This is a genomic window from Micromonospora sp. CMU55-4, assembly GCF_011602315.1.
Taxonomy (GTDB): Bacteria; Actinomycetota; Actinomycetes; order Mycobacteriales; family Micromonosporaceae; genus Micromonospora; species Micromonospora chalcea.
Genome location: NZ_JAAOLH010000012.1, coordinates 151156 through 166825 on the forward strand (window position 1 = coordinate 151156; position 15670 = coordinate 166825).

Sequence of the window (15670 nt, forward strand, 5' to 3'; positions counted from 1 at the left end):
GGTACCGCGGGGCCCGGGCCTCGTCCCTCCACCGAAGTTCGGTAACCGCTTCGTTGGAGGATCCATGTACCGCGCTGTGCCCGCGCAGGCGAGCTTTCCCGATATCGATCACGGCATCCTCAAATTCTGGAGTGATCGTAAGGTCTTCGCCCTCAGCCTGGAAAGATCGCAGGGGCGGCCGGAATGGGTCTTCTACGAGGGGCCCCCAACGGCGAACGGCATGCCAGGGGCGCACCACATCGAAGCCAGAGTGTTCAAGGACGTCTTTCCCCGATACAAGACGATGAAGGGCTTCCATGTCGCGCGGAAGGCCGGCTGGGACTGCCACGGACTTCCGGTGGAACTGGCTGTCGAGCGCGAACTCGGCTTTTCCGGTAAGCGCGACATCGAGGCCTTCGGTATCGCGGAGTTCAACGCCCGGTGCCGCGAGTCGGTGACCCGGCATACCGACGAGTTCGCCCAGCTGACCGAACGCATGGGCTACTGGGTCGATATGGACGACGCCTACCGGACGATGGACCCGGAATACATCGAGTCGGTGTGGTGGTCGCTGAAGCAGATCTTCGAAAAAGGGCTGCTCGTCGAGGACTTCCGCGTGGCGCCCTGGTGTCCTCGTTGCGGGACGGGGCTGTCCGATCACGAGCTCGCCCAGGGGTACGAGGTGGTCACCGACCCGTCGGTGTTCGTGCGGTTCCCACTCACCTCGGGCCCCCTGGCGGGCCAGGCTTCCCTGCTCGTGTGGACCACGACCCCATGGACGCTGGTCTCCAACGTCGCGGTCGCGGTCAATCCCGACGTCACCTACGTCGTAATGACCGACGGCCAGGAGCAGCTCGTTGTCGCGGAGGCGCTGGCGGGCAGCGCACTCGGTGAGGGATGGACCGTCGTCGGCGACTCCTTCAGTGGCAAGGACATGGAACGCTGGACCTACCGGCGGCCATTCGACCTGGTCCAGGTCGAGGACGCGAACTTCGTCATCCTCGGGACGTACGTGACGACCGAGGACGGCACCGGCCTGGTGCACCAGGCGCCGGCATTCGGCGCTGACGACCTCGCCGCGTGCCGTGCGTATGGTCTTCCGATGGTCAACCCCGTCCGTCCGGACGGCACGTTCCAGTCCGACCTCGCGCTCGTCGGCGGCACGTTCTTCAAGAGTGCCGACGCGGTCCTGGTGGCGGATCTCGCCGAGCGGGGACTGCTCTTCCGCGAGGAGGCGTACGAGCACAGCTACCCGCACTGCTGGCGTTGTCACACGGCGCTGTTGTACTACGCGCAGCCGTCCTGGTACATCCGCACCACTGCCATCCGGGAAGCGCTGCTGCGCGAGAACGAGGCGACGACCTGGCAGCCGCAGAACATCAAGTACGGCCGCTACGGGGACTGGCTGAACAACAACGTCGACTGGGCGTTGTCCCGCAGTCGGTACTGGGGCACGCCGTTGCCTATCTGGCGCTGCCCGGACAACCACCTGACCTGCGTCGGCTCGCTGGCCGAGCTGAGCGAGCTGGCCGGGACCGACCTGTCCGAGCTGGATCCCCACCGTCCCTATATCGATGACGTCACCTTCGACTGCCGATGCGGCGCCACCGCGCGCCGGGTGCCCGAAGTCATCGACGCGTGGTACGACTCGGGCTCGATGCCTTTCGCGCAATTCGGGTATCCGCACAAGAACGTCGAACTCTTCGAGAAGCGGTACCCGGCGAACTTCATCTCGGAGGCGATCGACCAGACCAGGGGATGGTTCTACACCCTCATGGCGGTGGGCACCCTCATCTTCGACAAGTCGGCCTACGAAACGGTCGTCTGCCTGGGCCACATCCTCGCCGAGGACGGCCGCAAGATGTCGAAACACCTGGGGAACATCCTCGAACCCATCCCGCTGATGGACGAGCACGGTGCCGACGCGGTGCGCTGGTTCATGGCCGCTGTCGGTTCCCCATGGTCGGCCCGGCGCGTCGGGCACAACACGCTTCAGGAAGTCGTCCGCAAGACTCTTCTGACCTACTGGAACACCGTGTCCTTCGGGGCGCTGTACGGCCGTGCCGCCGGCTGGTCGCCGTCGGCGGCAGATCCCGCGCCCCGTAGCCGCCCGCTGCTGGACCGATGGCTGTTGTCGGAGCTCAACAGCCTGGTACGCGACGTGGACGCCGCGATGGAGCGCTTCGACACCCACGAGGCCGGCCGGCTGCTGTCCACGTTCATCGACGATCTTTCCAACTGGTACGTTCGCCGCAGCCGCCGGCGTTTCTGGCACGGCGACCCGGCCGCCCTGGCCACGCTCCACGAGACGTTGTCCACCCTGACGCTCCTCCTCGCGCCGATCACACCGTTTGTGACCGAGCAGGTGTGGCAGGACCTGGTGGTTCCGGTCACGCCCGGTGCGGCGGAGTCCGTGCACCTCGCCGCATACCCCACCGGCGACCTGTCCCTGATCGACCCGGAACTGTCGGCGCAGATGCTTCTCGTGCGTCGGCTCGTCGAACTCGGCCGCTCCGCCCGCGCCGACTCCGGCATCAGGACGCGCCAGCCGCTGTCCCGCGCGGTCGTGTCCGCGGCAGGTTTCGCCGACCTGCCGGCGGAACTCCTCGCCGAGATCGCGTCGGAGCTCAATGTCGTCTCGGTGGCACCCATCACGGCCACCAGCGGTTCACTCGTGGACACGACGGTGAAGGCGAACTTCCGTCCCCTGGGCAAGAGGTTCGGCAAGGCGGTCCAAGGCGTCGCCGCGGCGATTATGGCGGCCGAGCCGACCGCCCTCGCCAACGCCCTCCGTACGAGAGGTGAGGCGACCGTCGACGTGGACGGTGAGGCGGTGGTCGTCACGGTGGACGAGGTCGTCATCACCGAGACTCCACGTGCCGGATGGGCGGTCGCCAACGACGCAGGTGCGACGGTGGCGCTGGATCTGGACATCACGCCGGAACTCCGCCTCGCCGGGATCGCGCGGGACGTGATCCGCCAGATCCAGGAGGCCCGCAAGGCCACCGGCCTGGAGGTCGCCGATCGCATCGAACTCCGCTACGAGGCGACCGCTGACACCCTGACGGCGTTGACGGAGCATCAGAAGCTGGTGGCCGACGAGGTGCTCGCGACGGACTTCACCCTCGGGCGGCCGACGTGGGCAGACGCGACGTCCTTCACCGACGAGACGCTCGGCCTGACGTTCTGGCTGCGTAAGGCATGAGGAGCGCCGGGGCCACGAGCACGCCGCCCGTTCGGCCGTGCGTCGTGGCCCCGGCCCTTCGTATCGGCCGGCGGTGGGCCGAGCGGCGGGTCAGCGAACCCCGTGGACGTCCGTGGCCAGAACACTGAACCGCCCGATGTGGAACACCAGTGCGTCGGTGCGGTCGCCGTGGCCGATGTCCAGCACCGAGCCGAGGAATATGGAGTGGTCACCGCCCTCGTACACGGCGGCGAGCTCGCACTCCACCCAGCCGAGGTTGCCCTCGATGATGGGGGAGCCGGTGTGCTCGCCGGGCCGGAAATCGACGGTACGGAACTCCCGCTCGTCGCGCGGCCGGCTGGGACTGGCGAAGTAGCGCGCCAGTTCTTCCTGTCCTGCGGCGAGGATCGACACCGCGAACATCCCGTTCGCCAGAATTGTGCTGTGCATTGCGGCGGACTGCTTCACGCACACCAACACCATCGCCGGGTCGAGCGAGACCGACGTGAACGCGTTGGCGGTCATGCCGTGCGGGAGTTCCCGCCCGGACGTCACCACCGTGACGCCCGTGGCGAACGCACCCATCACCGCCCGCATGTCGACGTGACGGTCACCGCCGCAGCGGTCGCGGGACACGGGCTTCTGCTTCGCGGCTGTCACCGTTCACCTCTTCCGTCAGCCACCGGGGCCGTCAGCACGTCGCGCATCATCCACAGCGCTCCCTTCCCCGTCAGGTGAGTGGTCGGCGGCATGCGCGCACCGGCCTCGGCTCAGTCGCCGGAGCCGGCATCGATCGCCGACCGGGTGGAACTCCTCGCCACTATCTGCTCGGCGGTCGCTCGTATCGTCAGCCAGCCGACGTTCGCGGGGTCGTCGAAGCCGGCGTCGGGGAAGGTTCCTTCCAGCCGCGCCAACAGCTCCACTGCGAGGAGGGAGTCTCCACCCGCCGCGATGAAATCGTGGTCGACGTCCACCGCATCCGTCTCCAGCAGTTCCCGCCAGAATCCGCTAACTGTTTCGAGTACCTCAGACGAATCCACGTCGCTCTCCTCAGCGAAGCTCCGAAAGCGTGCCCTCGCCGCGCGCAATCGAATTCTTTAAATCGTTCTTCAGGATCTTGCCGTTCTCGGTCACGGGCATCGATCCGACAGCGAACACGCGGCGCGGTATCTGCTTCGGTGGCAGACGCTCGAGCAGGTGCACGCGAATGTCGTCCAGGCTCGTCCGGCCCGGCCGGAGCACCACGACCGCGGCGACGTACTCACCCAGCCGGGGATGCGGGAGTCCGAGCACGGCCGCGGCCTCGACCATCGGGTGCGAGAGGAGGGCGATCTCGACCGGGCGTGCCGAGAGCTTCTCCCCGCCGACGTTGAGGACGTCAGAGACGCGGTCGCTCAGATGCAGGTTGCCCTCCTCGTCGAGATGACCGATGTCTCCGGTCGCCGTCCAGCCGTCCGGAAGGAAGGTTTTCGAGGGCACTGAGTCGTGCAGGTAGGAGCGGCGTCCGCGGAACCGCGGACAGGACATCTCCACGCGGCCGTGGACGCCCGGGCCGACGACGAGCCCCGTCTCCAGGCTCCTGATGCGGATCCGGGTGCCTCGTGCCGGTCTCCCGACGACATCGGGATCCGCGCCCGCTGACGGCATCTCCACCATCGCGGGCCAAGCCTCGGTGGTTCCGTACGCGTTGACCACCCGAACGGACGGCAGCATCCGGCGGATTCGTTCCACATGAGCCGGATTCAGCGGCGCCGAACCGCAGTGGATTACCTCCAGAGACGCGAGCATCTCACGTTGCGACGAGGTGAGCGTCGTGAGATGTGCCAGCATGGCAGGCGTCAGGAACAACAGGGTGACCTGACAGTCGGCGACCGCCTTGCACACGTCATTGGTGTTGAACTCCGGCAGCGCCGCGACCGCCCTGGTGATGGGATGCGTGAGCCCGGGCCCGTCGATGCCCTGGAACGGGGCGTACAACATCATGAGCGCGGCCGCCGTACCGATCGGGAAGGCGTGCAGGATCGGTGGGCCGATGCCGCCGTGAGCGGACGGCGGGCGGGCGTAGACCTCCGTGAAGAGCGCGTGCGGCGTCACGACCGCCTTGGGCAGGCCGGTCGTGCCGGACGTGTAGAGGATGTCGGCCGTCTGCTCGGGGCGGGTCGTCGCCGGCGGGGGAACCCGGTCCCCACAGCGCGGAGGCTCGACCGGAAGAACCTGATACGGATCGCCGCCCGGGCCGTTCCCCACCGGCGACGAGTCCGCAGCGATCCATGCGGAGATGCCGGCGTCCTGGGTGATGAAGTCGCGGACGGACGCCGGAGCTCCCGCCGAGACGGTGACAGTGACCGCGCCCAGCCGTTGCACCGCGAAGTAGGCGACGCACAGATCGATCCAGTGCCTGCGGTCGAACAGCAGACCGACACGCATGCCACTGGTGATCCCTGCCTCGGAAAGGCGCGCGGCCAGCGCCACCGAGTCGTGCAACCACTCCGCGAAGGTGAGACCACGCACGAACGGTTCGACCAGCGCGAGGCGGTCGGGAACCTCCCCGGCTACGCGCTCGAGCAGCCCGAACGTCCCCGTGCAACGGTCCGTCGCGCCACCTGCCCCTCTCGTCGTCACGGTGCCACCCGGGTCGCGACGTATCGGTGGTCGGCGCCCTCCTCGTCCGCGACGTAGGCGGCCGCGAGGTGATGGACGAACGGCTGGAGGCCGAGCGCTGACAGAAGAGCGGGGTCGGTGAGGCCCGTGCGGGTGGTCGAGCTGACGCCCTTCGCCCGAAGAGCGCGAGCGACTTCCGCGCTCAGCCGTCCGCCGTCGACGAGGAAGCCGCGGAACGCCTTTTCGTGGCGATAGCGTCTCCGGTAGGCGGCGAGATCGCCGAAGACCCCGATGGCGAGGGGAGCCAGGACGTCAAGTCGCGGATCCGCCGCGGCGTCCATGGACGCCAGACGGACTCCTGAACCGTACGAGGCGGGGTCGGCCACAGTGACCAGGACGCGACCGTCCACGCGCGACACGATCAGTAGCCCGTGGGCCGCTCCGTAGCTGTAGAGCAGCTCGGCCGGGTGCACCGCCTCGCGCAACCGCCGGCGATTGGCGCGCACCCGGGTGAGAGCGGTCCAGACCACCGCCGCCCACGGTTCGGGAATCTGCTCCCGGCGACCCTGGGGGACAGCCGGCTCGCGCAGGGCATCGAGATCGTCTTGCGAGAACAGCCGCAGCGCCGATGCCCGGAGGCCACCAGTCGAATCCGCTCCGTCGCGAAAATGATCGATTCCGCTCCAGGCGTGGTAGCGGCGCACCGGCCCCCACGACGTGCCGTCGGCACCTTCGCGTTCGACCAGGAGACCGAGGCGGATCAACTGCTGTACGGCCGGGTCATCGAACTCCTCGGCGACGACCTGGTGCAGAAGCCGCTCGACGCGGCCCGCGCCCAGGCGCCACGACCGGCCCAGCGCCGGTGCGCTGATCCGGATGGTGTCGGAGCCCTCGTTCTCCATGGTCGTTCCCGCAGCCCACGTGTACGCGGCTCCCATGTCACAGCCCTGCCCAGCAGACAGCACCGACAGCCAACTGTCTGCCGGAGTCCAGCCCGACGACGTCATGGAATCCGGCGAGCACCGCATAGTTGCCGCGCGTCGCCCATCCCAGGTCCGAGCCGTACCCTTCGAGCTCGCCTATCGCGAGTCCTCCGATCCAGAGTTGCTCCATGTACTCGTCGGCAGCGTCCCGCTCGGCGTCGACGGACACTGATACGACTACCGATGCGCCGACGTCGAACTCCGCCCGGCCGTACGCGACCGGAAGAAGGGAGGACAACTCCTCGCCGAGGTCGTGCCGGCTTCTCGGGATCAGCAGGGTCCCGTCCGGGCTGTACCACCCGGGACCCAGTTCGCCGGCGTCGACAACCGCGACGTGGAACCCGACCCCCTTCGCCGCATACCGCCGGCGGCACCGACCCACCGCGCCGAAGAGTTCTGCGGGCGACAGACGTGCCCCGCTCACGACAGGCGGGTAGTGCTCGACCACCGCTCCCATGTTCGACGGGTCGGGAAGCGCCTCGGGCATCGACAGCGTGCGCGGCGACGAGCCGTTCCTCATCGCGTCGCTGACGAGGTCGAAGGCGGCGCCCCATCCGTGCTGCTGCCACGGTGCCCGATCACTGCCGGACGTGGGATATGACCGCCACCCACCCGACTCGAAGACGACGACGGCCTGATCGGTCGGCAGCACCGGCCGGCCTCCGCCATGCCGCGACGCGCCAGGCGCCCCGCCGCCGGTGAACGGCGCGTCGGCGATCTGGCGCTCCTCGACGACCGCGGGCACCGGTTCCGCCGGAGTTCCTGGACTAGACAAACGGATGGTCATTGTTCACCCCGCCACCCGAGCGACGGAGGAACGCCTCTACCTCGGACGGGAAGCGCGGAGCGTAAAGCAGCGGGAACGGATTGATCTGGAGATGGAGCAGGGCAGGGACCACCGCGCGAGCGACCACGGCGCCGGCGGCCCATGCCGGGGTGATGTCGCTGTACGCCCAGCGGAACCCCTCTGCGGAGATGGCATCGCCGATCTCGGTCCAGGTACGTCCGCCCGAGGTCGGGCCCTGGGCTTCGGCCACCTGGTCGACGAAGTAGTCGCCCAGGTGGGCGCGCCCGTGCCTCGCCCACCACAGCGCCCGGGTGTTGATGCCCACCGGCCGCTCCTCGGGGTCTCCCCGGCGGAGCAGACGCCAGCCGAGGTGAAAGATGTGCACCGCTTCGATCGCCGCTGAGCGGATCGCATCCGCCGCGTCCGCATGGGCGGCCGACCCGAAGGCCACCTCCGGCAGTCCGTCGCGGGTGCCGACGATGGCGGCCAGCGCGACCTGCAATCCGAAATGGCTGCCGGGCAGCAGCCCGACGACCACGTCAGCCGCACCGCCGAGAATTTCCGCGATGTCGTGAACGGAGTACCGGTCGTCGCCGGGACGGACTCGGGCCGCGCGGTGCCCGGAGTAGACGGCCGCCGCAACGGCGTGCCGTTCCACGACCTCAGTGAGCGCGCGGGTGAGGGCCGTGTCCCAGTCGACCCCGCAGGCGGCGCCGATCGAGGTCATCGGTTTGACGCGGGTCGGATCCGAGTCGTGGACCCGCATCCGCTCGACGTCGGCGGGTACGAACACCTCGCCGTCCGGAGACTGCATCGTCACCCAGGTGTTCTGGGAGTGCGCGTTCCATGCGAACGGGCGGAGCAGCGGCTCTTGCGAGCACTGTTCCGGGCTGAAGGTCGCCCGGTCGTCGAGACGGATGGCCTTCGAGCCGAGCTCGTTCGCGGACGCACGCACAGGTGCGAGGGCTGGCTCGTGCAGCGCGGCGCGCTCGACAGCCTCACCCAGTGCTCTCTCGTCCGCCCGTGCGGGGTCAAGATCCCACGCGACGCCGAGCACGTCGTCGTCCGCCTCTACGACAGAGCCGAAGAGCCCGTCGAAAGGACTCGTGAATCGGACGCATTTCCAATCATCGCGGACGACCGCAGCGGTGAGTGCCATTTTTTGTGGGTCAGCCTTTCCTGCTGGTCTTCCGACCGAAGGTGATGGTGTAGACCGGTGCCTCGTCATCCGAGAGCCCGAGCAACTCCGCCAGCACGTTGTCATTTGTCGCCGGGGTGATCAGCGCGCCGCAGTCGTACGACTCCGCCGCGATGATGAATTTCTGCGCGACTCGACCTACCTCGACGTACAGTTCGCGCAAGGCCCTCTCGTAGGGGAACATTTCCTGGCGGCGGGGGAAGTCGACGATCAGCACGATCGTGGCGCTTGCCGTCATGGGTGCCTGCATGCCGCACATCAGATCGGCCATCTCCTGGCGGAAGCTGCCGGAGGTCAGCTGATCGGCTCGCTCGCCGGCGAGGTCGAGAGCCCAGATGCCCGAATCGACGCCGTTGATCGCGTACACGACGGCGGCCATACGCACGCCTGCCAGCGAGCCGGACGGCTCGAAGGGTGCCATGAGCGCGGAGAAGCAGCGGAAGATGGCGGCGACGGTCTGCCGCGACAAGGGCTCCGGCTCGAATTGGCGGGCCGTGCGTCGTCGTACCAGCAGTTCACCGACGCTGACCCCGCCGGTGCCGGCCGTAGTGCCTTCTTCTGCCCAGTTCCACTGCGGCGTCGACGTCGCTGGACGCGTCGGCTGAGCCTGACTGCCGCGTGCCGGATACCGGGCCTCCCGCCTGCTCTCCGAGATCTGCTCGGACCAGTTGAAGTAGTCGAGGCTCGGACGCCACCCGTTCGTGACCCAATCGGTCGAGATCGAATCGAGGTCGTCCGACGGAGACAGTTCGCGGGCCCCGACCTCGGGGGCGTCCGACACGAGTTTCCGGGCGAGTTCGGCGGCGTCGAAGCGGACCGACTGCGCCGACTGGGAGTCTTCGAGAACGGCGGCGTCACGGTCGGGTCGGATGACGAGGAGTGGCGACCATGTCGTGGACATCAATCCCGGCTTTCTGCAGGCTGATCGGCTGCGTGTACGAGAGTCGCTGCGATTGTCGCCTCGACGCGGTGGTCGGTGCCGAGCGCGTCCGCGACCTTTTTGCCGTCGAGGTGCTGGGCATGCCGGACCGCCCAACCGTTCGCGCGGCTCAGGTACTCGGCAGTACCCATGAGGTGGCCCACATCCATGTGCACCGTCCGGAAGGTCCTTGGTTCCCGGTAGCGGTAGCGGTTCCGGGCGAAATAGGAGTTGAAGAATATGAGTGCGTAGGGGCGGTTGTCGTCGGCGATACCCGACAGGTCCGCCAGGTCGCGTGACGAGGCGTCGAGGTGATCCATGCGGTCCAGCGCACCGTCGACGGTCGCGACTTGGTAGACACCGTCGTCGATCCCGTCGACGGCATGCGTGACGACGGAGAACTCCGTCGGATGACGACTACCGCCGGAAGGGCTCGTCTTCCGCAGCAGGTTGGCCGATTCCGCGAACGGCATCCTGGCCTGACGAATCGGTCGGGTCAGCAGGGAGAGCAGCGACGCAAGGCGGTCGTAGTCCAGCGGCTGCGCCGCTACCGCAAGGTTCGTCGCCGCCGAAGCGGTCGCGGGGAACAACTCCGGGGCGGGGTCCGGCAGTGCGTACACCTTCTCCTGGTCGTGCAGCCGGGGCCGGGCCCGATCGACGTCGGGCTGCTGCGCGTTGTACGCGACCATCCGGCGTACGTCCTCCGCGGAGTTGCCGTCAGCCTCGTAGAACTCGAAGGGGTATCCGTAAGTACGCGCGTGATAGCGGGAGGCGGCCCGCCATCCATTCTCGGCCCACGACTCCAGCCACCGCCGCGTCTTGATCGCCTCGGCGTCGTCATCGCGCACCAGGTACTCGTGGGCGACCAGCCACTCGGCGATCAGCTCGGCCCTGCGCACGGAGCCGATCCCCGCCATGATCGGCTCCGACAGGGAATAGATGGTTCCCGGAGCGAAGGCGGCAACGAGCAGACCCGCAGCCGACGCGGGAACCTTGTGTCCGTTCAACCTGTCGTCTCGGCTGATGAGCCACAGGTCACTGGCCGCCGGCTCGATGCGCACAAGAGGGTGCGCGCGATACGTTGCGGAACGGGCGTCGGTGCCGTTTTCTGCGGCAGCCTCAGCTAGCGTCTCCAAAGCAGGGTCCTATCTCTTGTACGCTCCGACCGGTTGACTTTCTGGACAACCTGAATGATTGACATCCTGTCGGCGTTCCCGGATACGGCTGCCCGATGACAGGAAAGCGCGTGCTAACCGGCCGAAAGACGGCCGGTTAGCACGCGACAGTTGGATCACAGGGACGTGAAGCCGCCGGTGCAGCCGCCCTGGATGAGGGCCGTCGAGAAGAGGTCGACCTCCTCGAAGAGACCCTCGATGTTGTCGATGGACGATTCCTCGGCGGTCTCGTTGAGGGAGACCTCTGCGTTTTGCGCGGACATTTCCTGCGCGGTGGTTGTCATCATGCAAAAAGCATTACAGGGCTATTTAGCTATGTCAATGAGTGCAGCTGCGGCGGGCGGAGTCCTGGCTCTTCCGGACATATTTGCGCCTCGACGTCGACGCGACGAGCGAGCGTCCGGCCACCGCCCGGCGCCGGGCGGTGGCCGAAGAAGTGCCAAGGCTGAGGTGCGGTGGGGCGGACGATCGCAGCGTGTGGACGGTCGGCGGGTTTGGCCGCTCAACCCACCTCGGTCTGGACGCGGATCGCCGCTCGCGCGGAGAGTTGCTCCCACTGCTGCGACAGTCCGCGACTGAGGCGGGCCACCAGCGGGAGGCAGTGCGGTGGAAGAGCGTTGATGATGTCGTGGTCGGAGACGAGGCTGAGTTGTTGATGCAGCATGCGCAGCAGGGTGCGCCCGGCCTCGGTGTAGCGCACGGACGGATCCTTGGCGAGGTTCTCCAGCGCCAACGCGGTGACGTCCCGGCTCGGCTCGGGCGCGCCGGGCGGCTCCTTGACCGCGGACAGTGCCCGTGCCGGCGACGGTAAACCCGCCGCACCTTCGTTCTGTTTGCGGCGTATGGTGCGGACCGTGTTCGGTGAGACGCCGGCCAACCGGGCGATTTCCCGCAGCGAAGCATCAGGTCGTTCGGCCAGGAGCGCGACGACAGCTTTCCGGCCCGCGTCGGCGTCTGTCGGCCGGACCCGTCCGTCCCGGCCGGTCCGCTCGGCCGGCATCGGCTGGCCGCTGCGCTGCCTCAATGTGCTGATCGTCTTGGCCGACAGCCCGGTGGCGCGGCCGAGTGACCGGTCCGACCAATGCGCGAACATCTCCAGCAGACGTTCGGCCGCCGCCCGGCGGTCGGCCAGGGTCAGCGGCAGGCCGTGCTTGATGTTGCTCGTGACGCTGCGCAGGAAGGCCATCTGGTCGTCGTCGTCGAGCATCAGCGCGTGAATCGAGTCCGCACCACGGAGCAGTGCCGCCTGCAGACGATGCATCCCGTCGATGACGCGCATGGTGCTGCGCTGCACCAGGATCGGCGGGTGCTGGAGTTCGGACTGGGCCAACAGCTGTACGTGCGTCTCGTCGACCCCGTGCCGGCGGGGGCCCTGACCGGGCAGGAGCGACCGGATCGGTACCGATACGGCCTCCTGCTGGCTTCCTTCGGTCCAGCTCTCCACAACCTGCAGCGGATCGTTGGCGTCGATCAACCTGTCCTCCCCGTGAACAGCTGCTGATGCCTCGCTGACCGGCTCTTCTTGGGCTCAGTCGTCGCCTCTCGTGAGTGGAACCGGTCCGATAAATCAGAGAACAACTTGTCGGAAATTTCGGGCTCCGGTGATGCCGCTGGTAGTGGGCCGATCCTGAGTACTCTGGCGGCCCGCGGCATGTGCAACTGTAGCTTCTGACCGCTTGCACAGGTGCCCCGCGGCACCCGGAAATTTCTCGGATTCAATGCGTCGACGCTCTTTTCCCTGCTTGGCGGTCGGTCTCGCTGTGGTGTAGGGCAGGGGGTCACCTACGCGGTCGCGGGTGGCATGCCGTGCGACCCGGTGTCGCGTGCGCAGCTGCGGAACCGCATCACTGCCGCGCCGGGATTCTCGGTGCCTTTCCGTAACTTCCGGGAGTGAGAGGGCCATGGCGACCTGGGCGCCGCCGACCGGTTCGAGAGCGACTGCGGCCTGCTGTCCTCGCGTGCCCGGGCACCCGGGCCGCGAGGCGGTCCACGTCGCCGATCAGTCCTGTACATCCCCTGCCCTCGAGACGAACCGGTGCGGGCGCATGCCGACCCGGCAGCCACGAAGCGCCTCGACGACAACGGTGTCGGAAGGAGCGCTGGTCTCGCGGCCGCTCCGAGGACTGGCCACCATCGCCACCAGGGAAGCCTCACCACCGGGAGTCTCAACCGTAAGTCGTAGGGTCATGCCCGGAAGCGCCGCATGCAGGCGTGCCGCCGTGGTGGGTAGGTGGATCCAGCTGTGGTCGATCTTGACCCAGTCGTCCGTCGCGCGGAACGACACGACGCCGGTCTCCGCGACGAGAGCGTCCGCGCTGAGCTCCGGTCGCAGGACCGCGGTGACGAGAATCGACTCGAACGCACGCAACCACTGCTCCGCCTCGCCGGGAGCGACATAGGCGGTGTCGACGAGCATCAGCACTTCGAGTATGTCGTCGCGGCGGTCCAGGTAGCAGAAGAGGGTGCTCGTGCTGCACTGGTCGCCGCCCAGCCACCGGACGGAGGTCCTGGCCGCTTCCTCCCGTATCCGCGCGGCGTTCGGTGCCTCCGCGGGGAGCGGCACGAACAGTCGGCTGTTGAGCCAGTAGGAGAGATCCAGCGGGAAGCCGCGCCGCTTCTCGACGCGCTCGCGCACCTCCATCAGGCCTCGGTGCGGGAAGCGCCCGGTCAGTGTCGCGTGGTGGATGGCGCCGGCGGATCGCCGCAGCAGTGCGTCGAAGTCGGCGTCGTCGATCGCCACGCAGGTGGGAACGTCCTGGGTGAGGCAACCCACCACGGCAGTCGTGTCCCGACCGGCCCGGTTGCTGACGCACACCTGGAGGTGAGCCCGGCTCAGCCCGCTGACGTGGGCCAGCACGAGGGAGAGGGCCGCGTGGCCGACCGCCGTCTCGCTGACCCCGTGCCGCTTGGCCAGGTGACTCAGGCACCACGCGCCGGCTGACGTCTGCATCACCACGTACCGATAGCGGGGATGCAACGGCTCGACCGGGAGCCGGGGCAGCATGCTCTGAGGCATGCGTGCAAGGCTCCGTTCGTGCCGGAGCAGCGCACGGGCCCCTTCCCGCCGGCCGGCCTCACTGCTCTCCCAGTGGCTGACATCGACGGGGTGGATCGCCGACGGCTCGCCGTCGGAGAAGTCAGCCTGGAGGACGTGGCGGAGGTGCCAGGTCATCCAGTGAGCGCCGAGGTAGTCCGACGCGAGATGGTTGATGGCCAGCAGGACGAAGGCCGGGCCACTCCGATCGGTCAGGATGCCCACGCGAACGGGGAGGTCGTCGGCCCCGAACGGGGTGCCCGCCAGCTCGGCTGCCGATTCGAGAGCCGATGTGAAGGTGGCTGTCACGGCGGTGATCACCGCGACGTGCAGGACTCCCTCGGTTGTGACCCTTTGCTGTGCGGAGGGCGCGTCCGGCTCGAACAGGGTTCGCGCGGACTCGCAGGCCTCGACCATTCCTCTGATGGCGGACGCGACCTCGTCGGCTTTCAGACCCGGCTTGATCCGGTGAGCGAACTTGAGGTTGAGCGAGGCGTTGTTCGGCTGGAGATCCGCCATCAGTTGCGCCATCCTCTGCTGTCCCCAGGTCAGATCGGCGGTTCGCCCGGACGGCGCACGAAAACGAATTTCCAATTTTTCTCCGTCCCGCAGTGACATCTTCTCCGTTGAACAGGACACCGAAAACAATTCGATTCAGAGAGAGGCTTGCGTCGAAGGCTATCGCTGGCATCCGTGCGGGGCAAGGTGGTTGGCGCGGCGATGGAAATGGTGCATGCTCGTCCGGTGACATTGATCCAAGTCGCAGGACTGCGTAAGGTCTTCCGCAAGCCGGAGAAGGCGCCGGGGCTACGCGGTTCCCTCCGGCACCTGCTCCAGCGTAGATTCTCCGAGCACGTCGCTGTGGACGGCATCGATCTGTCTGTGGCACAGGGCGAGGCAGTGGCCTACGTCGGTCCGAACGGCGCCGGCAAGTCCACCACGGTGAAGATGCTTTCCGGGATCCTGGTCCCGACGGCTGGACAGGTCCTCGTCGACGGCTTGGTGCCGTACCGGGCGAGGGTGGAGAACGCGCGACGCGTCGGCGTCGTCTTCGGGCAGCGAACGCAGCTGTGGTGGGACCTGCCCGTACGTGACTCGCTCGAACTGCTGCGGGACATGCACGGTCTGGGCGCCGCGCGGTACCGGGAGACACTGGCCCGCCTCGACGACGTCCTCGGCTTGGCCGACCTTCTCCCGGTGGTCGCCCGTAAGTTGTCGCTGGGGCAACGCATGCGGGCCGACCTCGCCGCGGCGCTGCTCCACGAACCGCGGATCGTCTACCTGGACGAGCCGACGATCGGCTTGGACATCGCGGTGAAGGACCGGGTGCGTTCCTTCGTGCGTCGGCTGGTGGCGGACGGGACGACGGTCATGCTCACCACCCACGACCTCGCCGACATCGAGGACATCTGCCGGCGCATCGTGATCATCGACGCGGGACGTGTGGTGTACGACGGTGACCTGCAGTCGGTGAAGGACACCCATGTCCGCGAGCGGTCGATGTCCTTCGAGCTGGCCGCCGGCTTGGCGGGCGTCGATCGGATCGCCGCGCGACTGCCGGGCGCTCAGGTCCGCGCGGGGTCGGACGACCGCGAGCTCACGGTCACCTTCGACCGGATGACGCTCGGCGCGCGAGAGGTGCTGGCGGCAGTGCTCGCCGAGGCGGAGATCGTCGACATGCACATCGACGAGCCGGCCATCGAGACGGTCGTCCGGAAGGTGTACGCGGGGCAGTTGCGGCCCGAGCCCGGCGGCGGGGTCGATCGGGAGACCGTGTCATGACATTCGTGACCGCCGGTGCGGTGCCGTT

General features: G+C 67.8%; 13 protein-coding genes. 2 read left to right on the forward strand and 11 right to left on the reverse strand.

The window, feature by feature from the left end; genetic code table 11:
- The first annotated feature begins 64 nt into the window (after positions 1-64).
- Positions 65-3184 (forward strand): isoleucine--tRNA ligase, encoded by a 3120-nt coding sequence (ileS, locus tag HA073_RS21235; RefSeq protein WP_166457132.1) that lies wholly within the window; start codon positions 65-67, stop codon positions 3182-3184.
- Between the two features lie 90 nt (positions 3185-3274).
- On the opposite strand, the gene HA073_RS21240 is transcribed toward ileS, so the two are convergent.
- The 11 genes from HA073_RS21240 to HA073_RS21290 all read right to left on the reverse strand — a co-directional run bounded on the left by HA073_RS21240 (position 3275) and on the right by HA073_RS21290 (position 14478).
- On the reverse strand, positions 3275-3823 hold the full coding sequence (locus HA073_RS21240; RefSeq protein ID WP_309228051.1) for a flavin reductase family protein: 549 nt from the start codon (positions 3821-3823) through the stop codon (positions 3275-3277).
- A gap of 110 nt (positions 3824-3933) precedes the next feature.
- Positions 3934-4203, reverse strand: a complete 270-nt coding sequence (locus HA073_RS21245) for a phosphopantetheine-binding protein (protein WP_069087898.1) — start codon at positions 4201-4203, stop codon at positions 3934-3936.
- A 10-nt stretch (positions 4204-4213) separates the two neighbouring features.
- A complete protein-coding gene (locus HA073_RS21250; RefSeq protein WP_166457133.1) occupies positions 4214-5785 on the reverse strand; it encodes a class I adenylate-forming enzyme family protein in 1572 nt (523 codons plus the stop codon).
- Complete coding sequence (locus tag HA073_RS21255) at positions 5782-6666, reverse strand: hypothetical protein (protein WP_166457134.1); 885 nt, start codon at positions 6664-6666, stop codon at positions 5782-5784. Before HA073_RS21255 ends, HA073_RS21250 begins: the two co-directional genes overlap by 4 nt.
- Before the next feature lie 37 nt (positions 6667-6703).
- Positions 6704-7534: a hypothetical protein gene (locus HA073_RS21260; protein ID WP_205798041.1), complete on the reverse strand. Its 831-nt coding sequence runs from the start codon at positions 7532-7534 to the stop codon at positions 6704-6706.
- Positions 7515-8693, reverse strand: coding sequence for a YcaO-like family protein (locus tag HA073_RS21265; protein ID WP_166457136.1), 1179 nt, complete (start codon positions 8691-8693; stop codon positions 7515-7517). The genes HA073_RS21260 and HA073_RS21265 overlap by 20 nt, the downstream gene beginning before the upstream one ends.
- A gap of 10 nt (positions 8694-8703) precedes the next feature.
- On the reverse strand, positions 8704-9633 hold the full coding sequence (locus HA073_RS21270) for a nitroreductase family protein (RefSeq protein WP_166457137.1): 930 nt from the start codon (positions 9631-9633) through the stop codon (positions 8704-8706).
- Positions 9633-10787: a nitroreductase family protein gene (locus HA073_RS21275; protein WP_166457138.1), complete on the reverse strand. Its 1155-nt coding sequence runs from the start codon at positions 10785-10787 to the stop codon at positions 9633-9635. Before HA073_RS21275 ends, HA073_RS21270 begins: the two co-directional genes overlap by 1 nt.
- 155 nt (positions 10788-10942) lie before the next feature.
- Positions 10943-11113, reverse strand: coding sequence for a hypothetical protein (locus HA073_RS21280; protein ID WP_157539106.1), 171 nt, complete (start codon positions 11111-11113; stop codon positions 10943-10945).
- 215 nt (positions 11114-11328) lie between these two features.
- The gene (locus tag HA073_RS21285; protein ID WP_166457139.1) at positions 11329-12300 is read right to left on the reverse strand and encodes a ParB/RepB/Spo0J family partition protein; all 972 of its coding nucleotides are present in this window, start codon (positions 12298-12300) and stop codon (positions 11329-11331) included.
- A gap of 525 nt (positions 12301-12825) precedes the next feature.
- Positions 12826-14478 carry a condensation domain-containing protein gene (locus HA073_RS21290; protein ID WP_166457140.1) on the reverse strand — a complete coding sequence of 551 codons (1653 nt, stop codon included), beginning with the start codon at positions 14476-14478 and terminating at the stop codon, positions 12826-12828.
- Between the two features lie 75 nt (positions 14479-14553).
- On the opposite strand from HA073_RS21290, the gene HA073_RS21295 reads away from it, so the two are divergent.
- Positions 14554-15642 (forward strand): ATP-binding cassette domain-containing protein, encoded by a 1089-nt coding sequence (locus HA073_RS21295; protein ID WP_280841839.1) that lies wholly within the window; start codon positions 14554-14556, stop codon positions 15640-15642.
- The last annotated feature ends 28 nt before the right edge of the window (positions 15643-15670 follow it).